This is a genomic window from Arthrobacter sp. UYEF21, from assembly GCF_040546085.1.
In the GTDB taxonomy this organism is placed as follows: Bacteria; Actinomycetota; Actinomycetes; order Actinomycetales; family Micrococcaceae; genus Arthrobacter.
The window spans coordinates 119,583-142,882 of sequence record NZ_JBEPNF010000009.1 but is presented as its reverse complement, the minus strand read 5'-3'; the positions used below and the strand labels follow the sequence as shown (position 1 = coordinate 142,882).

The 23,300-nt window shown below is 65.6% G+C and carries 21 protein-coding genes and 1 pseudogene; 10 read left to right on the top strand and 12 right to left on the bottom strand.

Annotation, left to right across the window (positions count from 1 at the left end; all coding sequences use genetic code 11):
* The 4 genes and pseudogenes from ABIB27_RS11420 to tkt form a co-directional block, all read right to left on the bottom strand.
* Positions 1-194: pseudogene (locus ABIB27_RS11420) on the bottom strand (glucose-6-phosphate dehydrogenase); the annotation flags it as partial.
* A gap of 15 nt (positions 195-209) precedes the next feature.
* Positions 210-1,844: a phosphoglucose isomerase-related protein gene (locus ABIB27_RS11415; protein ID WP_354216368.1), complete on the bottom strand. Its 1,635-nt coding sequence runs from the start codon at positions 1,842-1,844 to the stop codon at positions 210-212.
* A gap of 6 nt (positions 1,845-1,850) precedes the next feature.
* Entirely contained in the window at positions 1,851-2,966 is a 1,116-nt protein-coding gene (gene tal / locus ABIB27_RS11410; RefSeq protein ID WP_354216367.1) for a transaldolase, read from the bottom strand.
* A 23-nt stretch (positions 2,967-2,989) separates the two neighbouring features.
* Positions 2,990-5,107, bottom strand: a complete 2,118-nt coding sequence (tkt, locus tag ABIB27_RS11405; RefSeq protein WP_354253888.1) for a transketolase — start codon at positions 5,105-5,107, stop codon at positions 2,990-2,992.
* 517 nt (positions 5,108-5,624) lie between these two features.
* Here tkt and ABIB27_RS11400 point away from each other — a divergent pair.
* Positions 5,625-6,584: a heme o synthase gene (locus ABIB27_RS11400; RefSeq protein ID WP_354216366.1), complete on the top strand. Its 960-nt coding sequence runs from the start codon at positions 5,625-5,627 to the stop codon at positions 6,582-6,584.
* A gap of 297 nt (positions 6,585-6,881) precedes the next feature.
* Here the strand turns inward: ABIB27_RS11400 and ABIB27_RS11395 are convergent, their stop codons facing one another.
* Genes ABIB27_RS11395 through ABIB27_RS11385 form a run of 3 tightly spaced genes read right to left on the bottom strand, consistent with a single transcriptional unit; the run spans position 6,882 to position 9,566 of the window.
* Entirely contained in the window at positions 6,882-7,826 is a 945-nt protein-coding gene (locus tag ABIB27_RS11395) for a COX15/CtaA family protein (RefSeq protein WP_354216365.1), read from the bottom strand.
* 7 nt (positions 7,827-7,833) lie between these two features.
* Positions 7,834-8,604: an ABC transporter permease gene (locus tag ABIB27_RS11390; protein WP_354216364.1), complete on the bottom strand. Its 771-nt coding sequence runs from the start codon at positions 8,602-8,604 to the stop codon at positions 7,834-7,836.
* Positions 8,601-9,566: an ABC transporter ATP-binding protein gene (locus tag ABIB27_RS11385; RefSeq protein ID WP_354216363.1), complete on the bottom strand. Its 966-nt coding sequence runs from the start codon at positions 9,564-9,566 to the stop codon at positions 8,601-8,603. Before ABIB27_RS11385 ends, ABIB27_RS11390 begins: the two co-directional genes overlap by 4 nt.
* A 105-nt stretch (positions 9,567-9,671) precedes the next feature.
* Between ABIB27_RS11385 and ABIB27_RS11380 the strand changes: the two genes are divergently transcribed.
* From ABIB27_RS11380 to ABIB27_RS11355, 6 genes are all read left to right on the top strand, one after another.
* Positions 9,672-10,514: a helix-turn-helix transcriptional regulator gene (locus ABIB27_RS11380; RefSeq protein ID WP_354216362.1), complete on the top strand. Its 843-nt coding sequence runs from the start codon at positions 9,672-9,674 to the stop codon at positions 10,512-10,514.
* Positions 10,514-11,977 (top strand): Fe-S cluster assembly protein SufB, encoded by a 1,464-nt coding sequence (gene sufB / locus ABIB27_RS11375; protein WP_354216361.1) that lies wholly within the window; start codon positions 10,514-10,516, stop codon positions 11,975-11,977. Before ABIB27_RS11380 ends, sufB begins: the two co-directional genes overlap by 1 nt.
* Positions 11,978-11,979: 2 nt before the next feature.
* Entirely contained in the window at positions 11,980-13,266 is a 1,287-nt protein-coding gene (gene sufD / locus ABIB27_RS11370; RefSeq protein ID WP_354216360.1) for a Fe-S cluster assembly protein SufD, read from the top strand.
* A gap of 17 nt (positions 13,267-13,283) precedes the next feature.
* Positions 13,284-13,643 (top strand): non-heme iron oxygenase ferredoxin subunit, encoded by a 360-nt coding sequence (locus ABIB27_RS11365; protein ID WP_354216359.1) that lies wholly within the window; start codon positions 13,284-13,286, stop codon positions 13,641-13,643.
* 113 nt (positions 13,644-13,756) lie between these two features.
* Positions 13,757-14,542 (top strand): Fe-S cluster assembly ATPase SufC, encoded by a 786-nt coding sequence (gene sufC, locus ABIB27_RS11360; RefSeq protein ID WP_354216358.1) that lies wholly within the window; start codon positions 13,757-13,759, stop codon positions 14,540-14,542.
* Between the two features lie 12 nt (positions 14,543-14,554).
* Positions 14,555-14,887: a metal-sulfur cluster assembly factor gene (locus ABIB27_RS11355; RefSeq protein WP_354216357.1), complete on the top strand. Its 333-nt coding sequence runs from the start codon at positions 14,555-14,557 to the stop codon at positions 14,885-14,887.
* Positions 14,888-15,032: 145 nt separating this feature from the next.
* Here ABIB27_RS11355 and ypfJ read toward each other — a convergent pair whose 3' ends face one another.
* A complete protein-coding gene (gene ypfJ / locus ABIB27_RS11350; RefSeq protein WP_354216356.1) occupies positions 15,033-15,914 on the bottom strand; it encodes a KPN_02809 family neutral zinc metallopeptidase in 882 nt (293 codons plus the stop codon).
* Between the two features lie 60 nt (positions 15,915-15,974).
* On the opposite strand from ypfJ, the gene ABIB27_RS11345 reads away from it, so the two are divergent.
* Positions 15,975-17,378, top strand: coding sequence for a class I adenylate-forming enzyme family protein (locus tag ABIB27_RS11345; protein ID WP_354216355.1), 1,404 nt, complete (start codon positions 15,975-15,977; stop codon positions 17,376-17,378).
* Between the two features lie 42 nt (positions 17,379-17,420).
* Complete coding sequence (locus ABIB27_RS11340) at positions 17,421-18,596, top strand: thiolase family protein (RefSeq protein WP_354216375.1); 1,176 nt, start codon at positions 17,421-17,423, stop codon at positions 18,594-18,596.
* A gap of 31 nt (positions 18,597-18,627) precedes the next feature.
* On the opposite strand, the gene ABIB27_RS11335 is transcribed toward ABIB27_RS11340, so the two are convergent.
* From ABIB27_RS11335 to ABIB27_RS11325, 3 genes are read right to left on the bottom strand one after another with little or no spacing between them, the layout of a single operon-like run.
* The gene (locus tag ABIB27_RS11335; protein WP_354216354.1) at positions 18,628-19,251 is read right to left on the bottom strand and encodes an energy-coupling factor transporter transmembrane component T family protein; all 624 of its coding nucleotides are present in this window, start codon (positions 19,249-19,251) and stop codon (positions 18,628-18,630) included.
* Positions 19,248-19,964 carry an energy-coupling factor ABC transporter ATP-binding protein gene (locus tag ABIB27_RS11330; protein WP_354216353.1) on the bottom strand — a complete coding sequence of 239 codons (717 nt, stop codon included), beginning with the start codon at positions 19,962-19,964 and terminating at the stop codon, positions 19,248-19,250. Before ABIB27_RS11330 ends, ABIB27_RS11335 begins: the two co-directional genes overlap by 4 nt.
* Before the next feature lie 7 nt (positions 19,965-19,971).
* A complete protein-coding gene (locus ABIB27_RS11325) occupies positions 19,972-20,604 on the bottom strand; it encodes a biotin transporter BioY (RefSeq protein ID WP_354216352.1) in 633 nt (210 codons plus the stop codon).
* A 273-nt stretch (positions 20,605-20,877) separates the two neighbouring features.
* Between ABIB27_RS11325 and ABIB27_RS11320 the strand changes: the two genes are divergently transcribed.
* Positions 20,878-22,476, top strand: coding sequence for an ABC-F family ATP-binding cassette domain-containing protein (locus tag ABIB27_RS11320; protein WP_354216351.1), 1,599 nt, complete (start codon positions 20,878-20,880; stop codon positions 22,474-22,476).
* On the opposite strand, the gene map is transcribed toward ABIB27_RS11320, so the two are convergent.
* Positions 22,473-23,252, bottom strand: coding sequence for a type I methionyl aminopeptidase (gene map / locus ABIB27_RS11315; RefSeq protein ID WP_354216350.1), 780 nt, complete (start codon positions 23,250-23,252; stop codon positions 22,473-22,475). The two genes, ABIB27_RS11320 and map, sit on opposite strands and share 4 nt — an antisense overlap.
* Positions 23,253-23,300: the final 48 nt, after the last annotated feature.

Genomic DNA, 23,300 nt, shown 5'->3' with positions numbered 1-23,300 from the left:
AGACCCCGGTTCGCGAGGTCATACACGGCCGGCATGAGCTTCTTACGGGCAAGATCCCCAGTCACCCCGAAAAGCACCAACGACGACGGACCGGCGATCCGGGACAACCGACGGTCCCGCGGATCCCTGAGCGGGTTACGCCCCGACCTACCGGAACGCGTCGTGGAATTCCTGCCGTTTTCAGTTTCTGGCATGGTTGCGGTTGAGCCTTAGCTGTCGGAGAGGGATGCTGACCGGGCGCCAAGCGCTGCAATGATGCCCTGCAGCTGTTCGACGCCGGCGGCGCGGTCTGTGAGGTGCAGGCGCAGGACCGGGCGGCCATGACCGGCCAGGACCTGGGCGTCGCCTGCTGCCTGGGCGGAAATCAGTTCCCCGAACGTGAAGGGACGGTCCGGGATGGCCAGGTCTTCGGCGGGAGCGGCGGTAACCTGCAGGAAAACGCCGATGGCGGGGCCACCCTTGTGGAACTGCCCGGTCGAGTGCAGGAAGCGCGGGCCCCAGCCGAACGTGACCGGGCGGCCGCTGGCACCGGCGAGCTGGTCGCGGATGCCTTCCAGGTCTGCGAAGGCCAGCCGGTCAAAGTAGGCCTGGACACTGAGGTAGCTGTCGTCGTCGAGCGTTCCCAGCAGGGCGCCAACGGCCTCCTCCGCAGTGGCGGCACCACGGAGCCAGTCACCACCGCGGACCTCGATGGCACCATCTGCAAAGGCAGCCCGCGTGGGTTCGGGCTGTGCATCCAGCAGGCCGCGGGCGGCCACCTTCGCCGCTTCCACGTCAGGCTGGTCGAACGGGTTGATCCCCAGCAGGCGCCCCGCTACGGCCGTGGCGAACTCCCACACCATCATCTGGGTGGCGAGGCCGCCAGCGATGGCCACCTCATTTTCACCGAGCTCGACGTCGGCGTCGGCGGCTACCAGCCGCACCACCAGGACGTCGCCGGCACCGGAGGTGACCTCGGGCGAGGCGGGTCCGGCTACTACCGGCAGGACGCCGGTGCCGAGCTTTCCGGTGGATTCGGCGATGAGCTGTTCGGCCCAGTCGGCGAAGCCCACAATGCCGGAGCCGTCCTCGGCAATGACAATCTTGTTCCGCAGCGGATTGGTTCCGCCCAGGGCCGTCCCGAGGGCCAGGCCGATGTTTTCCGGGGCGTCGTCATTAAGGATCTCGGCGGCTTCCTCGGCCTCATCCAGGAAGGCCTGGATGTCGACGCCGGCCAGGCCAGAAGGAACCAGGCCGAAGGCGGTGAGGGCCGAGTACCGGCCGCCGACATTCGGGTCCGCATTGAAGACGGCGCGGTAGCCGGCCTCGCGGGATGCCTTGTCCAGCGGGGAGCCGGGATCGGTGACGATGATGATGCGGCTCTTCGCATCGATGCCGGCTTCGGTGAAGGCGTGCTCGAAGATCCGGCGCTGGGAGTCGGTCTCCAAGGTGGATCCGGACTTGGAAGAAACCACAATCGCGGTCTCGGCCAGCCGGTCGGCGAGGGCAGCACGGACCTGGTCGGGGTCCGTGCTGTCCAGTACGGTCAGCTCGACGCCAGCGGTGCCGGTGATGACCTCGGGAGCCAGCGAGGATCCGCCCATGCCGCAAAGCACGATGCGGGTCACGCCGTCCGCCTTCAGGGCATCACGGAGCTCCAGGATGCCGCCCACGAGGGCCTGCGAGACGGTGGCCGCCTCGACCCAGCCGAGGCGGACAGCAGACTCGGCCTCGGCGTCGGGACCCCACAGGGTGTGGTCCTTGGCGAAGATCCGGGTGGCGATGCGATCCGCAACGAGGGTGGGCAGGTGCTGCTCGAGTGCCTGCTGCGCGGCACCGGTGGCGTCGTAGCTGAGAGTGCTCATAGTGGGTTAGGAAGCCTTCCGTGCAGAGGCGAGGGCGCCTTCGACGTCGGCCAGCAGTTCCTTCCAGCTGGCCACGAACTTGTCGAGGCCTTCGGATTCGAGGAGGGCTACAACCTCGTTGTAGGAGATGCCCAGGTCGTCCAGTGCGTCAAGCACCGCGTTGGCCTCGGCGTAGGTGCCCGAGATCGTGTCACCGGTAACGACGCCGTGGTCAAACGTGGCGTCGAGGGTCTTCTCCGGCATGGTGTTGACTACCCCCGGGGCGACGAGCTCGGTGACGTAGAGGGTGTCCGGGTAGGCCGGGTCCTTGACGCCGGTGGAGGCCCAGAGCGGACGCTGGGGGAGTGCGCCCGCTTCGGCCAGGACCGCCCAGCGCTCGGTGGCGAAGAGCTCTTCGTAGACCTGGTAGGCCAGGCGGGCGTTGGCCACGCCGGCCCTGCCCTTGAGGGCCTTGGCTTCATCGGTGCCGAGGGCGTCGAGGCGCTTGTCGATTTCGGAGTCCACGCGGGAGACGAAGAACGAGGCGACCGAGTGGATCTTGGCGAGGTCGTGCCCGTTTTCCTTGGCCTGCTCGAGGCCCGACTGGAAAGCGTTGATAACGGCGCGGTAGCGCTCCAGCGAGAAGATCAGGGTCACGTTGACGCTGATGCCTTCGGCGAGGGTAGCGGTGATCGCTTCGAGGCCCTCGAGGGTTGCCGGGATCTTGATGTGGACGTTGTCCTTGTTGACCTTCTTGTACAGGTGCTTGGCTTCGGCGATGGTGCCGGCCGTGTCCCAGGCGAGGCGCGGGTCAACTTCAATGGACACGCGGCCGTCAACGCCCTTGGACACTGCTGCCACGGGGACGAACAGGTCGCAGGCGTCAGCGACGTCGGTGGTGGTGATTTCGAAGATTGTCTCCTCGACGCTGGCGCCGGCGGCTGCCTGTGCCGCGATGGTGGCGTCGTAGTCCGTGCCGGCGGTGATGGCGGCATGGAAGATGGACGGGTTGGTGGTGACACCAACAACGTTCTTCTCCTCGATCAGCTTGCGGAGCGTGCCGGTCTCGAGGCGGCTGCGGGAGAGGTCATCGAGCCAGATGGATACTCCGGCGTCGGAGAGCTGCTGTGTGGGGGTAGTCATGGTGTTATCTCCTAAAATTTGGGTTAGGCCTGCAGGCCGGCGAGGGAGTCCTTGGCAGCGGCGGCAACAGCCTCCGCGGTGATGCCGAACTCCTTGAAAAGGCGCTTGTAGTCGGCGGAAGCGCCGTAGTGTTCGAGGCTGATGGAGCGGCCGGCGTCGCCGACGAATTCCTTCCAGCCCAGTGCCAGGCCGGCTTCGACCGAGACGCGGGCCTTGACGGCGGCGGGAAGCACGGAATCGCGGTAGGCCGCGTCCTGCTTGTTGAACCACTCAACGCACGGCATGGAGACCACGCGGGCGGCAATGCCCTCGGCCTGGAGGGCTTCGCGGGCCTGGACGGCCAACTGGACCTCGGACCCTGTGCCGATCAGGATCACGTCCGCCGGAACGGTCGCGCCGTCCTTGGAAGCTTCGGCGAGGACGTAGCCGCCGTTGGCGACGCCGGCAACGGAACCGAACGTGTCGCCGTCGGCCGCGCCTTCACCACGGGCATAGGTGGGGATGTTCTGGCGGGTCAGGACGATACCGGCCGGGTTTTCGTGGTTCTCCAGCATGGTCTTCCACGCGATGCCTACCTCGTTTGCGTCGCCGGGGCGGACTACGTCGAGGCCCACGATGGCGCGCAGGGTGGAGAGCTGTTCCACCGGCTGGTGGGTGGGGCCGTCCTCGCCCAGGCCGATGGAGTCATGCGACCAGACGTAGATGGACGGGACACCCATCAGGGCTGAGAGGCGGATGGCCGGGCGCTGGTAGTCGCTGAAGATCAGGAAGGTTCCGGAGAATGCGCGCGTATTGCCGTGCAGCGAAATGCCGTTCACGATCGCGGCCGCGGCGTGCTCGCGGATGCCGAAGTGCAGGACGCGGCCGTACGGGTTGCCGGACCAGGCATTGGTCTGCTTGGACGCGGGCACGAACGACGGCGAGCCTTCGATCGTGGTGTTGTTGGACTCGGCAAGGTCAGCCGAGCCGCCCCAGAGTTCCGGCATAACCGGTCCGAGTGCGTTGAGCACTTTACCGGAAGCCGCGCGGGTGGAGACGTCCTTGCCCGCTTCGAAGACCGGGAGGGCGGCGTCGAGGCCGGCGGGCAGTTCGCGGGCCTCGATGCGCTGCAGGAGTGCTGCGCCTTCGGGGTTGGCTGCCTGCCAGGAGTTGAAGGACTCTTCCCACTCCTTGCGGGCGGCAGCGCCGCGGTCAACCACGGAGCGGGCGTGGGCCAGGACCTCCTGGTCCACCTCGAAGGACTTGGCCGGGTCGAAGCCCAGGACCTCCTTGAGGCCTGCGACTTCGTCAGCGCCGAGGGCGGATCCGTGGATCTTGCCGGTGTTCTGCTTCTTCGGCGCCGGGTACCCGATGATAGTGCGCAGCGAGATGATGGACGGCTTGGAGGTCTCGGCCTTCGCGGCGAGCAGGGCGGAGTAGAGCTCCTGGACGTCTTCGACGTATTCGCCGGTCTTAGTCCAGTCAACGCGCTGGGTGTGCCAGCCGTACGCCTCGTAGCGCTTGAGGACATCCTCGGTGAAGGAGATGTCTGTGTCGTCCTCGATGGAGATGTGGTTCTCGTCGTAGATCACTACGAGGTTGCCCAGTTCCTGGTGCCCGGCCAGCGAGGAAGCCTCGGACGTGACGCCCTCCTGCATGTCGCCGTCGGAAGCAATGACCCAGATCGTGTGGTCAAAGGGGCTGGAGCCCTCGGCAGCGTCGGCGTCGAAGAGGCCGCGCATCCGGCGCTGGGAGTAAGCGAACCCGACCGAGGAAGCGAGCCCCTGGCCCAGCGGGCCGGTGGTGATCTCAACGCCGGCGGTGTGCTTGTACTCCGGGTGTCCCGGCGTGAGGGAATCCCAGGTGCGGAGCGCCTCAAGGTCCTTCAGTTCCAGCCCGTAGCCGGACAGGAACAGCTGGATGTACAGGGTCAGCGAGGAGTGGCCGGGTGACAGGATGAAACGGTCACGTCCCAGCCAGTCCGGATCGCGGGGGTCATGGCGCATCAGCTTCTGGAAAAGAAGGTACGCGGCCGGGGCAAGGCTCATGGCCGTGCCAGGGTGGCCGTTGCCGACCTTCTCCACAGCATCCGCAGCCAGGACACGGGCTGTATTCACCGCGCGCTGGTCCAAATCGGTCCATGACAGTTCTTGCTCTTCCAAATGTGGCACGAAAACCGGGCCCCTCTCTGTGCTGATGGTGGGTGGTACACCGGATCCGGTGCGGGACACGCTGAGGTGCCCGCTGCGGTGCGTACCAGCCGTTCACCATCGAAACGTTTGATCTATCGCTCAGACGCAGGCCGCCTGGAAGGCGTTTTCCACTGCGTGCCCTCTACGTGCTGATCTGGTGACAGCTTAGCTCGGTTCCAACGTCGGATCGGCGAAAATCTCACCTTTTGGACGCAATTTCGCGTTATGTGAATGAGTGTTCCGTGCGGTTGAGTTAATCTGCTCGAATCGTCCTGCGAGCAATCATCTGGGCCTAATGCCGGGGCATCTGTTACAAAAGCGCACGGTATGATATTTGGAGGCCGACGCCGGGTAGCCGTGACCCTCGGGGGTTGCGGCGGACTCCAGACATTGCCGGGACCTTCTTCTGATCACTATTGGCGGGCCGCCCGGGCAAACGGCCACATGATCCAGCTGCACCGTCAGACAGAACTGCCAACCAGAACGGGTGACTGCCACCGTGAGCACAACCGATACGCCGCTTAATGCTTCCCGCGCACGGGGGGGAGCCATGCTGGCCCGTAAGGCCAAGGCGTATTTGGCCCTCACCAAACCGCGCGTCATTGAGCTGTTGCTCGTCAGCACGTTGCCCACCATGATTTACGCCGAACGGGGTTTTCCGTCGATCGGGCTGATCCTCGCCACCCTGGTGGGGGGCGCCTTTGCCGCCGGCAGCGCAGGGGCATTCAACTGCTACTTTGACCGCGACATCGACAAACTGATGCACCGCACTGAGAACCGGCCGCTGGTCACCGGTGAGGTGACCCCGCGTGAGGCGCTGATTTTCTCCTGGCTCCTTGGCGTGGCGGCCATCGTGATTCTCTGGTTCGGCGCCAATCCGCTGGCCGCGTGGCTCGGGTTCGCCGCAATCTTCTTCTACGTGATCATCTACACGATCATCCTCAAGCGCCGCACTGCCCAAAACATTGTGTGGGGCGGGGCTGCGGGCTGCTTCCCCGTGGTGATCGGCTGGGCCGCCGTGACCAACACCGTCGAGTGGCCGGCCATCATCCTGTTCATGGTGATTTTCCTCTGGACGCCGCCGCACTACTGGCCGCTGTCCATGCGCTACGGCGAGGATTACCGCAACGCCAACGTGCCAATGCTCGGCGCGATTGCCGGCGCCAAGGTGGTTTCCGTCCAGGTGGTCCTCTATGCGTGGGCCATGGTGGCCTGCTCGCTGCTGATGATTCCGGCCGGCGGTGCAGGTTGGGTCTACACGGTGACGGCTGTCCTTGCCGGGGCGTGGTTCCTCTACGTGTCGCATGCCCTGTACAGCCGGGCGCAGCGCGAAGACATCTCGGACAAGAGGGCCATGAAAGTCTTCCACGGCTCCATCAGCTACCTGACACTGCTGTTCATCGCCTTGGCCGTGGATCCGTTCATCGGCTCCGCCATCATCGGCTAACCGACCGGACGCCCCCCCTCCCACCGGGACGCTCTCTCACTTAATGCATGCATCTTCCAACCCTCCCGCACTTAGTGCAGGAAATTGACAGACCCTCCCTCACCTCAGGTGAGGGAGGGTCTGTCCTTTTGTCTGCGGGAGTGAGAGGGCGTTTGGCCAAAACCTGCAGGGAGTGAGAGAGGGGCCGTCGATGTCCTGCATTGAGTGTGAGAGCGTTTTAAGGGGGAAGTGCCACGGTCCCTCGGAACCGTGGCACTCTGACTTGGCGCGCTTGGCGCGCTTGGGGCGCGCTGCGGGCTACTTGGTCGGGCTGGAATGGGCGACGTCGGCGGCGTTCGTTGCGGTGCTCATCAACAGTGCCGCGCCAAGCATGTGGGCGCCGACCAGCAGGGAAGGGATCCCATTGTAGTACTGCGTGAATCCGATGACAGCCTGCAGGAGCGTGACGGCCATTACCAGGAGCGTTGCTGTCCGGTAAGGGCCCGGTATGGGTCGAGCAAACACCAGTACCAGCGCGAACAGGGTTCCTGCCGTGACCAGGTATGCCGGCACAGCATGGATATGGGAGAAGAGGTCCCAGTCCAGGCCGTTGCGCGGTGCATCGGCATCACCGGCATGGGGACCCGCGCCGGTCACCACTACGCCGAGGATGACGGCCACTGCGGAGAAAATCGCGACGGCGGAGGTCACCGGACGCAGTACGCCCGGCAAGGCGGGGAGCGCGTTGGTGGCAAAACGTCCGGTCCGGCCGTAGGCCCGGTTAACGAGCAGCGTTGCAATGACCACCAAAGCCATGGACACCAGGAAGTGCAGTCCCACCACCCACGGATTAAGGTTGGTCAGCACGGTGATGCCGCCGATCACTGCCTGTGCCGGGATGCTGGCCAACAGGCCCAGCGCCAGCAGGAACAGGTCCCGGCGTTCCTTGCGTAGGTTCCACAAGTACACCAGCATGAGGACTGCAACCGCGGCGAGGGCGAAAGTCAGGAGCCGGTTGCCGAACTCAATGAACCCGTGGATCCCCATCTCCGCGGTGTTGACCAGGGACGTGTCCGTGCACCGCGGCCATGTGGGGCAGCCCAGGCCGGACGCGGTCAGCCTGACTGCGCCGCCGGTGACCACCAGCAGGATCTGGCCAACGAGCGACGCAACAGCAAGGCGCCGCACGCGGGCATCAACGGTACGGGGCAGCCGCGACGCCAGGCGGCCTGCAAACTGGGGGAGGCGTGAAGCCGTGCTCACGGGTATCTCAATTCCACTTGAACCAACGGATGGCTGCTGCTCCGGCAAGGATTGTCCAGATCAGCAGGATAAGGGCGGCACCGAAATTAACAGTGCCGACCAAGAAGGCCTGGCGCAAGGCCTCGCCCAGCGCGCCGGAGGGCAGGTAGTGCACAACCGACTGCACGACGGCAGGCAGCCGGTCAGGGGGAATAACGATGCCGCCCAAAGCACCAAGCAGAATCCACAACAGGTTGGTGATGGCCAGGGTGGCCTCAGGCCGGACGGTGCCGGCGACCAGCAGCCCGAGCGCCGTGAACGCCGCAGCGCCCAGAACCAGCAAGGCGAGGCCGGGCAGCCAGCCGGCGGCCGGCGGACCCCAGCCAAGAAACAGTGCCACCACTGTCACCACCACCACCTGCAGCGCGAGCACAGTCAGCACGGCCAGGACCTTGCCGGCAATAAGCCCCGGGCGGCCAAGCGGCGTGGTGGACAGGAAGCGAAGGACTCCGTAACGGCGGTCGAACCCGGTGGCTATGCCCTGGCCGGTGAACGCCGTGGACAGGGCGCACAGCGCAAGGATGCCGGGAACCGCGATATTTATTCGGCTCCCGCCGAGTCCGTCCAGCAGCGGTGTGACAGTCAGGCCTACCAGGGCGAGCAGCGGCAGCACCACAGCAAGGATCAGTTGCTCGCCGTTCCTGAGCATGGCGACCGCTTCGTACTTGCCCTGCAGCAGGATGCGGCGGAGGAGGGTGGCCGGAGCCTGGCGTAGGGCGGCGTTTGACGGGGCTGTCATCGGATCTCCTTTCCCGAAATATCCAGGAAGACGTCTTCGAGGCTGCGCGCTTCGAGGCTGAGTGAGGTGGGCATGACACCGTGGGCGGCCCACCACGAGGCGAGTGCAGCCAGGTCCCGCGGCGTAAGCGGACCGGTGGCCACGTAGCTGCCGGCCCGTGTCTCGCGGACCGAGATGGCGGCGGGAAACACGCCGTCGAGGTTGAGCCCCGCCTCAGTTTCGAAGAAGAGAGTCCGGATATGTTCGCCCGATTCGACGGCGGGGTCGCGCTGCAGGAGCTGTGCCACGGTACCCTCGGCGACGTTGCGCCCGGCATCGATAATGTAGACGTAGTCGGCCAGCCGCTGCGCGTCATCCATGAGGTGCGTGGTCAGGATGATTCCCATGCCACCGTCCCGCAGCTCAGCGATGAGCTCAAACACCAGCTGCCGCGACTGCGGGTCAAGTCCTGCGCTGGGTTCGTCCAGGAAGAGGACCTCCGGATTGCCAATGAGGGCCGCGGCCAGGGCCAGCCGCTGCTTCTGGCCCCCGGAAAGCCGCCGCACCGACGTCCTGGCGAAGGCACCGATGCCGAGCCGCTGGACGAGATCGTCCACGGACCGGGGCCGTGCGTACATCCCTGCGATGTGGCGCAGGAGCGGAATAGGCCTGGCCGACGGCGGGAGCCCGCCATCCTGAAGCATCACGCCAACGCGGGAGCGCAGGTCAGCCCCCGATCGGCCGGGATCCTGCCCCAGCAGCGAGATGGTTCCCCCACTGCGTGTTTGCAGGCCCTGGGCACACTCGATGGTGGTGGTTTTCCCGGCGCCATTGGCCCCGAGGAGGGCGGTCACCTGGCCGCGTTCGGCGATGAGGGAGACACCGCTCACCACCCGGAGCATCTTTCCATCCAGGCTGGCCAGCGGACCAACATCCTTAATTAACCCGCTGATGGACAGAACCGGGGATTCGGGGGATCGCACCCCAGCATTCTACGGGATGTAGTACTTCGTCCCGTGCTTCGGAGGCCGCCGCAGGTCAGCCTCACCTTACTGGCACGGGGGACTAAATTACGACATGATTGTGTTGTGTATTCCATGACGAACGCTACTGCTGTGCCCTTTGCCGGGCACGGAGCGCCGCGTACCACCCCAGACCGCGGCCACGTTGCCGCTGTGCCGGCGGCGGATCCTGACGAGCGTACCCGGGACCGTGTTCTGGGTGCCGTTCTGGAGCATGGCCCCATCAGCGCGGCGGAACTCGGCGACCTGCTGGGGTTTACGCCTGCCGCCGTCCGGAGGCACCTGGACCACCTTGACCGCAGCGGTGTCATTGAGGTCAAGCGCATCGCCAGGGCCGGTGCTGGCGCGGGACGCCCGGCCCGCCGGTACGTCCTGAGCTCGCAGGGCCAGTCCACGCTTGGCAACGATTACCTCGACATCGCCACCCTGGCGCTCAAGCAGCTCCAGGAGCTGGCGGGCGACGAGGCGGTCCGCGCGTTCGCCGTCGAGCGTTTCGCCGATATGGAACGCCGCTACGCACCTGAGATCGAACAGGCCGGCACGGACATCACTGCCCGGGCGCGTGCGCTGTCCGAGGCCCTGAGCCGGGACGGGTTTGTCTCTTCGGCCGCTTCGATCGAGGCAAAGGCCCCCCTGCCGGCGGCACTGTCCAGCGTCCAGCTCTGCCAGGGACACTGCCCCATCCAGCAGCTCGCTGCCCACTTTCCTGTTTTCTGCGACGTGGAGACCGACGTCTTCTCCCGGCTGGTAGGCGTGGACGTGCGCCGCCTGTCCACGCTGGCGCGCGGTGGGCACGTCTGCACAACCCACATTCCCACAGGCCGGCTGGCTGCCGGGGGACCTCAGGTCCCGCATGCAGCCCCCGCCAGCCTGGATGAAGTAACCAACCAGCAGCAAGAAAGGCCGTGATGACGGACCAACTATCAGAGAAAGCGGTAGCCGAAGACACTGTGATCTCGGAGATTCTGGAAAAGAATCCCGAGCTCCACGGCATCGGCACGTACGAGTACGGCTGGTCCGACAAGAACGACGTCGGCGCCAACGCCCGCCGTGGCATCAATGACGAGGTCGTCCGTGACATTTCGGCCAAGAAGAACGAGCCGGAGTGGATGCTCGACCTTCGGCTCAAGGGCCTGAAGTACTTCGACCGCAAGCCCATGCCCACGTGGGGTGCAGACCTCTCCGGCATCGACTTCGACAACATCAAGTACTTCGTGCGGTCCACCGAGAAGCAGGCCGCCACCTGGGAAGACCTCCCCGAGGACATCCGGAACACCTACGAGAAGCTGGGCATCCCGGAAGCTGAGCGCAGCCGCCTTGTCTCCGGTGTTGCCGCCCAGTACGAGTCCGAGGTGGTGTACCACCAGATCCGCGAGGACCTCGAAGCCCAGGGCGTCATCTTCCTGGACACCGACACCGCGCTGCGCGAACACCCGGAGATCTTCCAGGAGTACTTCGGCACCATCATTCCCGTGGGCGACAACAAGTTCGCCTCGCTGAACACGGCCGTCTGGTCCGGTGGTTCCTTTGTGTACGTCCCCAAGGGCGTCCACGTGGACATCCCGCTGCAGGCCTACTTCCGGATCAACACGGAGAACATGGGCCAGTTCGAGCGGACCCTGATCATCGCCGACGAGGACTCCTACGTCCACTACATCGAAGGATGCACGGCGCCGATCTACACCTCGGACTCGCTGCACTCCGCCGTGGTGGAAATCATCGTCAAGAAGGGCGCCCGCGTCCGCTACACCACCATCCAGAACTGGTCCACCAACGTGTACAACCTGGTGACCAAGCGTGCCATCTGCGAAGAGGGCGCCACCATGGAATGGGTTGACGGCAACATCGGCTCCAAGGTCACCATGAAGTACCCGGCTGTCTACCTCGTGGGCGAGCACGCCAAGGGCGAGACCCTGTCCATCGCCTTCGCCGGCGCCGGCCAGCACCAGGACACCGGCTCGAAGATGGTGCACATCGCGCCGAACACCAAGAGCTCCATCATTTCCAAGTCCGTGGCCCGCGGCGGCGGGCGTGCTGCCTACCGCGGCCTGGTCCAGGTCCGTGAAGGTGCCAAGCACTCGGCCAACACGGTCCGTTGCGACGCGCTGCTGGTTGACACCATCAGCCGTTCGGACACCTACCCGTACATCGACATCCGTGAGGATGACGTGGTGATGGGCCATGAAGCAACTGTTTCCCGGGTCAGCGAAGAGCAGCTCTTCTACCTGATGTCCCGCGGCATGCGCGAAGACGAGGCCATGGCGATGATCGTCCGTGGCTTCATCGAGCCCATCGCCCGCGAACTCCCGATGGAGTACGCACTTGAGCTAAACCGCCTGATTGAACTGCAGATGGAAGGGTCCGTCGGATAACGATGACTGAAATCACTACTGAAAAGGCCCGCATCGGCGCGCCCTCGGCCCAGCCGTTTATTAACGGTTTCACGGAGGAAGGCGAAAGCCTTTCTCCGATCAATGCGGCCACGTCCAAGGCCCCACTGGCCGGCGAAGCGGTCAAACGCCACTCCCACGGCGGCGGCGTCGGTATCCCGGACAGCTCACGCGCCGGCCGGCTGACGTCCTACAACCTGGCGGACTTCAAACCGTTGACCGGGCTCGAAGAGGACTGGCGGTTCACCCCGCTCAAGCGCCTTCGCGGGCTGCACAGCGAGGTTCTGGCAGGTGCCGCTCCAACTGTCACGGTCACCGGCCCTGACCGGGTCACGGTGGAGACCGTAGGCCGGGACGACAAGCGTATCGGCTCAGCAGGCATCCCGGAGGACCGCGTGTCCGCCAACGCCTGGGAGAACTTCGCGGAAGCCACGGTCCTCACCATCCCGGCCGAATTTGAAGCCGACACCGAGATCACCGTCCTGGTCGAAGGCACCAGCACGGCAGCAGCGGCCCAGCACCTGGTGATCGTGGCCCAGAAGTTCTCCAAGTCCATTGTGGTCCTGGCCCACAAGGGCTCGGCCGTGGTGTCCGAGAACATCGAAATCGTTGTAGAAGACGGCGCCGACCTGACCGTGGTGTCGCTCCAAGAATGGAACGACGACGCCGTGCACGCCTCCTCGCAGCAGGCAAAGATCGGCCGCGACGCCAAGCTCAAGCATGTGGTTGTCAGCCTTGGCGGCGACCTGGTCCGCGTCACGCCCTCGGCACGGTTCACGGCTCCCGGCGGCGAAGCGGAAATGTTCGGCCTGTACTTTGCCGACGCCGGCCAGCACCTTGAGCAACGTCTGTTCGTTGACCACGCAGTGGCCAACTGCACCTCCAACGTGCTGTACAAGGGCGCGTTGCAGGGGCGCAATGCCCACGCTGTGTGGGTGGGTGACGTGCTGATCCGCAAGGAAGCCGAGGGCACCGACAGCTACGAAGCCAACCGCAACCTGTTGCTCACGGACGGCGCCCGCGCCGACTCGGTTCCGAACCTGGAAATCGAAACCGGCCTGATCAAGGGTGCCGGCCACGCCAGTGCCACCGGCCGGCTGGACGACCAGCACCTGTTCTACCTGATGGCCCGCGGCATCCCCGAGGATGTTGCCCGCCGCCTGGTGGTCCGTGGCTTCCTGCACGAGATCATCCAGCAGATCAAGGTGCCGGCCCTCGAAGAGCGGCTGACCGAGGCTGTTGAGCGCGAACTCGCTGTGACGAACAACTAGAGGGCGCGGACAGACTGATGACTGACCAGCCAAAGGGCGAACTTGTCTGTAAGACGGATGAAATCCAGCTCAAGCAGGCGCTGCGGATCCTGATCGACGACTTCCCTGTCGCCATCGTCAAGGATTCCATGGGAGAAATCCACGCCATCGGGGACACCTGCTCGCACGCAGACATTTCCTTGTCCGAGGGCGAAGTGGAGGGGTGCATGATCGAATGCTGGGGCCACGGCTCCCAGTTCGACCTGCGCAGCGGTGAGCCGCTCCAGCTGCCCGCCTACGATCCCGTCCCGGTGTTCGCCGTCGAGATCCACGGAGATGAGGTCTACGTGGACTTCACCAACGTCCTCAACGGAGCGGCAGCCCCGAACTTCAGCTAGCAGCATCAGCCGGACAGATCAGCCGCCAGCGGCAATACCACGCAACAGAACCAAACTTCCAGACAAAAACCGCACCGCCGCCGAAGGGCCCGGTGCAGAGGAGAACAAGATTTATGTCTACTCTTGAGATCAAGGACCTGCACGTCAGCATTGACACGGAGCAGGGCACCAAGGAGATCCTAAAGGGCGTCAGCCTGACCATCAAGACCGGCCAGACCCACGCCATCATGGGCCCCAACGGTTCCGGCAAGTCCACCTTGGCGTCCACCATCGCCGGCCACCCGCGCTACAACGTCACGAGCGGCACCATCACCCTCGACGGCGAAGACGTCCTCGCGATGAGCGTCGACCAGCGCGCCCGCGCCGGCGTTTTCCTGGCCATGCAGTACCCCGTGGAGGTCCCCGGTGTCAGCATGACCAACTTCCTGCGCACCGCAAAAACCGCCATTGACGGCGAAGCACCCAAGCTGCGCACCTGGACCAAGGAAGTCAAGGACGCCATGGCCCAGTTGCGCATCGACGCCGACTTCGCCCAGCGCAACGTCAACGAAGGCTTCTCCGGCGGCGAGAAGAAGCGCGTGGAGATCCTCCAGCTGGAGCTCTTCAAGCCGAAGTTCGCGATCCTTGACGAGACCGACTCCGGCCTCGACGTTGACGCCCTCAAGGTTGTCTCCGAAGGCGTCAACCGTGCACACGAAGCGGGCAACATGGGCACGCTGCTCATCACGCACTACACCCGCATCCTGCGTTACATTAAGCCTGACTTCGTCCACGTATTCGTTGACGGCCAGGTTGTCGAAGAGGGCGGCCCGGAACTGGCCGACCGCCTCGAAGAAGAAGGCTACGACCGCTACGCCACGGGCGTCGGCGCAGCCACCATCGCTGCAGCAAAGGCCTAGTTAGGACTTGCCATGACCGAAATCAATGCGGCCCAGACGGGTCTCGAAGATGTCGAAGAGGCTCTCAAGGACGTCATCGACCCGGAACTCGGTGTGAACATCGTGGACCTCGGGCTGCTGTACGGCCTGAAGTACTCCGACGACGACGGCGCGCTGCTGATCGACATGACCCTCACCACCGCCGCCTGCCCGCTCACCGACGTGATCGAGGAGCAGGTAGGGAAAGCCCTGGACGGCGTTGTGGATGACTGGCGCCTGAACTGGGTCTGGATGCCGCCGTGGGGTCCGGAACGCATCACCGACGACGGCAAGGACCAGATGCGGGCCCTCGGCTTCAACATCTGAGTCCGTCCCCACCACCTCCCTAACCTCGCTCCGCTCGGCCATGCGGCCTGCGGCGGCGGAGGCCCCTGCTGAGGAGTACGACGACGGCCGGTCACCTTTTTCGCGAAGGTGACCGGCCGTCGTCGTACTCCCCACCCACCCTAAGTCAGAGGTTGGCAGCCGAGAAGGTGTCGCACTGGTTGATGTCGCCGCTCTGGTAGCCCGTATAGAACCACTTCTGCCTTTGCTCGCTGGAACCGTGCGTCCAGGCCTCGGGTGAGACGCGGCCGGTGGCCGCTTCCTGGATCCGGTCATCGCCTACCGCGGAAGCGGCAGAGAGAGCGTCGTTCAGGTCCTGCTGGGTGAGCGGTTCCAGGAACGGTTGCCCATCCGGACCTGCCTGGGTTGCTGCATGCCGGACCCAAAGACCGGCGTAGCAGTCGGCCTGGAGCTCCACGCGGACTGCGCCTGATTCCGGTCCCTGCGGGTCTTGCTGGCCGCGGTCCAGGTATCCCAGCACTCTCTGGATGTGGTGCCCGAATTCGTGGGCCACCACATATTCCTGGGCCAGGGGACCGCCGGACGAGCCGAACCTGACCACCAGGTCCTGGAAGAAACCGGGATCGAAGTAGGCCGTGGTGTCATTGGGGCAATAGAACGGGCCTACGGCGCTGGAGGCGGTGCCGCAAGCGGTATTGACGCCGGAATCGAAGATGACGGTCTTAGGTTGCGGGTACTGCACGCCGTAGTCCTGCAGGTAGGCCGGCCAGAACGCGTTAAGGCTGTTGACCGTGCCGGTGATCCTGCAGTCCAGGCGGGCGTCGGCGTCTGCACCCGTTTGGCAGGCCGGTGCCGTGCCATGGTTTTGGTCGGGCGTGCCGGCCCCGCCGGTGAGACCGTCCAAAAGGGCAGGGTTAATGCCGAACAGGGCCGCAATGAGCAGGATAAGCCCGCCCCCGATACCGCCGCCCACTTTGGCGCCGCGGCCCATGCCGCGACGGTCCTGCACCTGGGAGGGATCCAGTTGGACGTTGTCATTGAAGCTCATGCAGTCACAATAGCTCTTGCCGGCGCTGCCGAACGGCGCCCGGCCGGTAAAGTTGGGAAGATGCCTTTTCTCGACAAAATCCAGCGCTGGGCTGACGAACGCCCCCATGACACTGCCGTCGTGGTTGCGGGGCGGCGGGTGGGCTGGGCCGAGCTTCGCGACGCCGCCACGGCCGCTGTTCCCGCTGCGGCAGCGGTTACGGTCCTGGCCGAGCCCAACTCCGTCGAGTTTGCTGTCCGGTTCGCCGCGGCCGTGGCCGGGGAGCGGCAATGCGCCGTCCTGGACCCTGCATGGCCGGAGAAACTGCTGCAGGAACTCAGGGAGCGGCTGGACGGCGCAGTACAGCCGGGCGGGATAGCGGCATCGGATGCTTTGGCTGACGGCCCGCCGGAATCGACCTTCCTGATCGGCCTCACCTCCGGCACCACCTCCGTGCCCAAGGCGTTCACCCGTTCGAGGCAGTCGTGGCGGAAGTCCTTCGAGGCGTCCATTGCATTCTTTGGCCTCCGGCAGGACGACGTGACGCTGGCGCCCGGCCCCCTGGCAGCCAGCCTTAACCTCTACGCTCTGGCGGAGTGCCTTTACGCCGGCTCGCAGTTCCAGACGCTGGAGAGCTTCGACGTCGGTGGCGCCCACGCCGCAATTACGCACGACGGCGTCACCCGGCTGGTTCTGGTGCCCACCATGCTGCGGCTGCTGAGCGAGCGCGGGCTCACCGGTGGTGTGGACGCTTCCGGCGTGGGTTCCATCATCTGCGCGGGTTCAAAACTTGATGCCAGGACGCTCAAAGCCGCCCGCAGGTGGGCGCCAAACGCAACGATCTATGAGTACTACGGCGCGTCCGAACTGAGTTTTGTCTCCGGTGCCGGGCTGCCCGCCGGGGAGCTTGACGCCGGCGGCACCGGAATCGGCCGTGCATTCCCGGGGGTTGAAGTCAGGATCCTCGACGACGTCGGTTCCACGCTGCCGGACGGGGCCCCGGGGAACATCTGCGTGCGCAGCGGCATAGTGAGTAACGGCTACCTTTGGGGCGATGACGGCCAGGCCCTGCGGTCATTCGACGGCTGGTTCACCGTGGGGGACCAGGGGTATCTTGACGGCGGCGAGCTGCACATCCTGGGCCGTCGTGCGGACATGATCCTCACCTCGGGGAAGAACGTCTATCCGCACGAGGTGGAGCTGGCGCTGGCGTCCGTTCCCGGTGTTGCGGCGGCTGTGGCAGCCGGGATGCCGGACGATATCCGGGGCCAGCGCGTGGTGGCGGGCGTGGTTCCGGCCCAAGGCGGAATCAGCGCAACGCAGCTGAGGGCCGGCCTCGAAAACATCTTGGCGCGCGACAAACGCCCCGTGCAGTACTTTTCCCTGACCGAACTGCCCACCACGGACCGCGGCAAGGTCAGCCGGAACATGCTCCTTGACTGGATCAACGGGGATGACCAGCGCGTTCGTCGCCTTGGACTCTAAACGTTGGCCGCTGAAACCGTGAACTCTGCAACCGTGGGCCCGATGCTCCTGCCTGCCGACCGGCAACCGGTGATCGTCGCGGCGCGGCGCACCGCGGTCTGCCGCGCCAACGGGCCACTCAAAGGCCTGCGGGCGCACCAACTCCTGGCGCCCGTCCTGCAGCAACTGCTCAGCGACAGCCAGGTGTCCCCGGAAGCAGTGTCCGACGTGGTGATCGGAAATGCCGTGGGCGGCGGCGGCAACGTGGCCAGGCTGGCCCTGCTGGAGGCGGGGCTTCCAGTCAGCGTTCCCGGCCTGACCGTGGACCGGCAGTGCGGCTCGGGCCTGGACGCGATCGTCATCGCCGCCAGGATGGTGGCGGCCGGGGGGAACCAGGTCTATCTCGCCGGGGGGGTGGAAAGCATCAGCACCGCTCCGCTGCGGGCGTACCTGAACGACGACGGCGAGGCCGACTTTTTTGCCCGGGCCCAGTTTGTGCCACACAGTTATGGCGACCCGGACATGGGGGTGGCTGCCGAGAATGTGGCCGCCCGCTTCGCAATCAACCGGCAGCGGCAGGATGCCCTGTCGCTGCGCAGCCACCAGCGCGCCCTGGCCGCGGCCGTGGCGGGCCACTTTACTGGCGAGATCACCGCGCTGGAGACCTCCACCGGAACGGTCAGCGCGGATGACGGACCGCGGCGGGGACTCAACGCGTCAGTGCTGGCCCGTTTCCCGGCTGCCTTTGTGGACGGCGGGACTGTCACCGCCGGGAACTCATGCTTCGACGCGGACGCCGCCTCCGCCGTCCTGATCACTTCCCTGGCACGCGCCCGCGAGCTCGGTGCGGCCGACGGCCTGGTGGTGCTGGCCACGGAGACGGCAGGGGTGGACCCGGAGTTGCTGGGCATCGGCGCGGCGGTTGCCGCCGAGCGGATGCTGGCGGCCAGCGGAATCCCGGCCGGCGGCGTGGACCTGGTGGAATTCAACGAAGCCTTCGCGTCACAGACCCTCGCCTGCCTGGACCAGCTGCACATCGATCCGGAGCGGGTGAACCTCGACGGCGGGGCGTTGGCGCTGGGCCACGCGTACGGAGCCTCGGGAGCAGTGTTGGTGACCCGGCTGCTGGCCCAGGCACGGCGCGCCAGGAAGCACGGCGCCCTGGCTCTGGCCATGATCAGCATCGCCGGGGGCATGGGGACCGCCGCGCTGCTGCGCTACGAAGTTATCAGCAGCTAAGGCCCGCCAGCACCTGCTGCCGGTCAGGCCTTCACTCGTCGGCGTCACCGAGTCCGCGGGCCGCCAGCGCCTCGCCGGTTTGGCGCGCAAAGGCCACAGTGGTGATAAAAACGGGCAGCACCAGCGCCCGCGGATTCCGTTCCAGCCCGCGTGCCCGGGCAGAATCCCGGACGTCCGCGAATGTCCCGGCGATGTACGGGATGCTCCGCAGCATCACGCCGATGGTCAGGGCGAAACGCTCGGGATCGGCACCGAAACGGCGGAACGGCATGGCAAGCGACACCACACCATCCAGCAACCGCTGCATGGGGGTGGTGGCCGTTAACAGGGAGGCAGCCACCACGCACACCAGGATGTTCAGGACAATCCGGGCCGCCGTTGGTCCGCCAAGCTGCCACCACTGAAACAGGCCGATCACCAACAGGACAGCCAGCAGCGGGCGGATTGCAGCCAAGAGCCGGCGCGGGCCAGCCCCGGTCAGCAGGTACAGCCCGCACATCACCGCGAGCACGGCGGCGGACACGAGCCAGTCCACGATCAGGAACGATGCCAGACTGCAGCCCACCACCAGAAGGAATTTCAGGGATAGCGGCGCGCGGTGGATGACTGAATTGCCCGGTACGTAGTTGGCCAGCAGGAAGCCGTGCCCCCTCACGTCGCGGCCAGCCCGGAAGCGCACAACGCCCGGTAAGTACTCACCGCAGCCGCCGGGCCACCATCGAACACCACACGCCCGGCCTCAACCACCAGTACACGGTCCATTTCCAGGGAGAGTTCGAGATCGTGGGTGGACATGATGATCTGCTGTTCGAGGCCGGACAGAGTGCGGCGCAGGAGCTCACGGTTCCGCAGGTCCAGCAGGGTGGACGGTTCATCCAGTACCAAAACCGTCGGATTCACGGCCAATACAGCAGCCAGCGCCATGAGCTGGCGTTCGCCGCCGGAGAGCTCGTAGATGCTCTGGTCCGCGAGGCCCAGGAGCCCGAACCGGTCCAGGGCGGCCTCTGCGAGGCTCCGGCGTTCCGTCCCGTTGCGGACGGACCGCCGGAGCGACAGTTCAACATCCTCCCGCCCCGTGGGCATGACCAGCTGGGACAGCGGATCCGTGAAGACGAACCCCACCTGTCTGCGGACAGCCCGGACCGCCCGGACGGTGTCGGCACCGTCCACCGTCACCGTGCCCGACGTTGGCAGGACCAGGCCGTTGAGCAGCCGCAACAGGGTTGATTTGCCGGACCCGTTGGCACCGATCACACCGATGCGCCGTTCAGTAAGCTCCAGCGTGACGTCGGCCAGCAGGGTTTTGGGTTCCGGGCGGCTGTCGACGGTCACAGCGACTGAGGCGTGCCGGAAGGAAATGGTTGCCATGGCTGTGTTAGGCGTTGATCCGCGCGACCCGGCGCACCAGGAGGTCGGGGAAAGCCCGGTGCAGGGCAACGGCGATTACGGCGGCGAGGGTGTTCTTAATGATGTCGCCGGGGTAGAAGACCAGGTCGGCCAGGAAAGCCTCGCCCAGTGTGGCCTTAGTGTTCACCGCCATACCCAGGACGCCCAGCGTATGCACCAGGGAGATGCTGGTGACTGTAGCTGCCAGGAAAAACCACAGCGCCCGGGCCCGTGATGTGCGCCGGATAACCACCGTGGCCAGCCAGCCCACCAGTGCCGCGGCGAGGGGGAAAGCGATGATGTAGCCGGCAGACGGCCCGGCCAGGATACCCAGGCCACTGCGGCCCTGGCTGAAGATTGGCAGTCCTGCCAGTCCCAGCAGCGTGTAAAGGCCGACAGCGGCGAATCCCCGTGTGGGACCCAGCATCAGTCCGGTGAGCATCACCGCGAGGGTCTGGAAAGTAATAGGCACGCCAAACACGTTCGCGGCGATGCCGGGGACCAGCGCGGAGGCGGCAACCAGGGCGGCAAACACGGCGATCAGGCCGAGGTCGGTAGCGTTCCAGCGGCTGCGGGCGGGGGATGAAACGGGGCCGGTGGCGGCAGTGTCAGTCTGGCTCATGGGGAGTCCTATCGGGTGTTGTCCAAACAAAGCATGGGGATGATCCTGACGTTACCGGCCGCCGTCGGGCCCTATTTTGTAGGGGATGTACTAAGCGGACGGCTGCTGGCTGACGGCTCGGCACAAAGGGCGGCCGTGAGGGCCGCGGTTACGGTGTGTAGTTGTGGCCGGTAGACTTGGAAAGGCCGTTCTGTCCGGCCATTCTGCCCGGCTGCTACCAGACACCATCCGTTGAGCTGCGGCGCTTCCCTGTTGTGAAAGGCCTTACCTGCTGTGATTACTGTCCAGGATCTTGAACTGCGCGCCGGCGCCCGGCTCCTCATGGACCAGGTGAGCTTCCGCATTGACAAGGGCGACAAGATCGGCCTCGTGGGCCGCAACGGTGCAGGCAAGACGACCCTGACGCGGGTCCTCGCCGGCGAAGGCCTGCCGGCAGCGGGCAAGGTCACCCGCACCGGCGAGATCGGCTACCTCCCGCAGGATCCCCGCACTCCGGACATGGAACAGCTCGCCCGCGACCGCATCCTGGCAGCCAGGGGCCTTGACGTCGCTGTCGGAAAGCTCCGGAAGGCGCACGATGAGATGGCCAGCGACGACGCGGACATCCAGCGCAAGGCCATGAACCGCTACGACCGGCTGGAGTCCGAGTTCCTGGCCGCCGGTGGCTACGCGGCGGAGGCCGAGGCTGCGGCGATCTGTTCCAACTTGGCCCTGCCGGACCGTATCCTCAACCAGCCGCTGAAGACCCTCTCCGGTGGCCAGCGCCGCCGCGTAGAACTGGCCCGGATCCTTTACTCCGACGCCGAGACGATGCTGCTCGATGAGCCCACCAACCACCTTGATGCCGACTCCATCGCGTGGCTGCGCGAATTCCTCAAGAACCACCAGGGCGGCCTGATCGTGATCAGCCACGACACGGAACTGCTAGAGGCCACCGTTAACAAAGTCTTCCTGCTGGACGCCAACCGCGCCCAGATCGACTTCTACAACATGGACTGGAAGCGCTACCTGACGCAGCGCGAAACGGACGAGCGCGCCCGCAAGCGTGAACGCGCCAACGCCGAAAAGAAGGCCCAGGTCCTCTTCGACCAGGCCAACAAGATGCGTGCCAAGGCCACCAAGGCTGTTGCCGCGCAGAACATGGCCAAGCGGGCCGAGCGCCTGCTCAGCGGACTGGAAGCGGTCCGCGAGAACGACCGCGTGGCCGCCCTGCGGTTCCCGGACCCGTCGCCCTGCGGCAGGACCCCGCTCACGGCCGAGGGCCTCAGCAAGTCCTATGGTTCGCTTGAAATCTTCACCGACGTTGACCTCGCGATCGACCGCGGCTCCAAGGTGGTCATCCTGGGCCTCAACGGCGCCGGCAAGACCACCCTCCTACGGATGCTGGCCGGCGTGGACAAACCGGACACCGGAGAAGTTGTTCCCGGCCACGGTCTCAAGATTGGCTATTACGCCCAGGAACACGACACCCTGGACGTGAGCCGGACCGTGCTGGAGAACATGCGCTCCTCCGCCCCGGACATGAAGGACGCCGAGGTCCGCGGCATCCTCGGTTCGTTCCTGTTCTCCGGCGACGACGTCGACAAGCCCGCCGGCGTCCTCTCCGGCGGCGAGAAGACCCGCCTGGCCTTGGCCACCATCGTGGCGTCCAGCGCCAACGTGCTCCTCCTCGACGAGCCCACCAACAACCTGGACCCAGCCAGCCGCGCCGAAATCCTCGGTGCCCTGCGCAACTACAGCGGCGCCGTCGTCCTGGTCAGCCACGACGAAGGTGCAGTGGAAGCCCTCAATCCTGAGCGCGTTGTCCTGCTGCCTGACGGCGTCGAAGACCACTGGAACGAAGACTACCTGGACCTCATTACCCTCGCTTAGGCCATAACGCCGGGCAAAGTGAGGATTTCGGCTCCGTCGTTGGTGATGGCGATGGTGTGCTCACTGTGTGCTGTCCGGCAGCCTGTTGCACTTCGGAGCGTCCACCCGTCCGCGTCTGTGACGAGCTCGGCGGTGTCGGCCATGACCCACGGCTCCAGTGCGAGCAGCAGCCCGGGACGCAGTTGGTAGCCGCGGCCCGGCCGTCCGGTGTTTGGAACGTGCGGGTCCTGGTGCATCGTCGATCCGATGCCATGACCGCCGAACTGGGTATTGATCGGGTAGCCCGCCTCGGTGAGGACCAAGCCGATGGCATGGGAGATATCGCCGATGCGGGCCCCGGGTCCGGCAGCAGCTATCCCTGCGCTCAAGGCGCGCTCGGTCGCGCTGATCATCGCGACGCTCTCCGGCGGCTTTGAATCACCCACGATGAAGCTGATGGCAGAGTCTGCGGCGATTCCCTGCCTGGAGACGGCGAGGTCGAGGGTCAGCAAGTCGCCGTCGGCAAGCGAGTAGTTGCGTGGCAGTCCATGGAGCACGGCGTCGTTGACGCCCGTGCAGATGTAGTGTCCGAATGGCCCGCGCCCAAAGGACGGCGCGTAATCGACATAACAGGAAAGCGCGCCCGCCTCGACGATCATGGCCTTTGCCCACAGGTCAATGTCCAGAAGGTTCGTGCCCACCGTGCTGCGGCTCTTCAGCGACTGCAGGATGTCAGCGACCAGTGCGCCGGCCGCTTTGGCCCGGGCCACTTCGGCGGGGTTCAGGATCTCGATCATGCGGCGCCCTTCTTAGTCATCCAATACCATCCAGCACGCAGCAAAGTT

Coding starts and splice junctions, on each gene's coding strand:
- ABIB27_RS11415 (WP_354216368.1), bottom strand. CDS start 1,844: ATGAGCACTCTCAGCTACGACGCCACCGGTGCCGCGCAGCAGGCACTC.
- tal (WP_354216367.1), bottom strand. CDS start 2,966: ATGACTACCCCCACACAGCAGCTCTCCGACGCCGGAGTATCCATCTGG.
- ABIB27_RS11390 (WP_354216364.1), bottom strand. CDS start 8,604: ATGACAGCCCCGTCAAACGCCGCCCTACGCCAGGCTCCGGCCACCCTC.
- sufB (WP_354216361.1), top strand. CDS start 10,514: ATGACGGACCAACTATCAGAGAAAGCGGTAGCCGAAGACACTGTGATC.
- sufD (WP_354216360.1), top strand. CDS start 11,980: ATGACTGAAATCACTACTGAAAAGGCCCGCATCGGCGCGCCCTCGGCC.
- ABIB27_RS11365 (WP_354216359.1), top strand. CDS start 13,284: ATGACTGACCAGCCAAAGGGCGAACTTGTCTGTAAGACGGATGAAATC.
- sufC (WP_354216358.1), top strand. CDS start 13,757: ATGTCTACTCTTGAGATCAAGGACCTGCACGTCAGCATTGACACGGAG.
- ABIB27_RS11355 (WP_354216357.1), top strand. CDS start 14,555: ATGACCGAAATCAATGCGGCCCAGACGGGTCTCGAAGATGTCGAAGAG.
- ypfJ (WP_354216356.1), bottom strand. CDS start 15,914: ATGAGCTTCAATGACAACGTCCAACTGGATCCCTCCCAGGTGCAGGAC.
- ABIB27_RS11345 (WP_354216355.1), top strand. CDS start 15,975: ATGCCTTTTCTCGACAAAATCCAGCGCTGGGCTGACGAACGCCCCCAT.
- ABIB27_RS11340 (WP_354216375.1), top strand. CDS start 17,421: ATGCTCCTGCCTGCCGACCGGCAACCGGTGATCGTCGCGGCGCGGCGC.
- ABIB27_RS11330 (WP_354216353.1), bottom strand. CDS start 19,964: ATGGCAACCATTTCCTTCCGGCACGCCTCAGTCGCTGTGACCGTCGAC.
- ABIB27_RS11325 (WP_354216352.1), bottom strand. CDS start 20,604: ATGAGCCAGACTGACACTGCCGCCACCGGCCCCGTTTCATCCCCCGCC.
- map (WP_354216350.1), bottom strand. CDS start 23,252: ATGATCGAGATCCTGAACCCCGCCGAAGTGGCCCGGGCCAAAGCGGCC.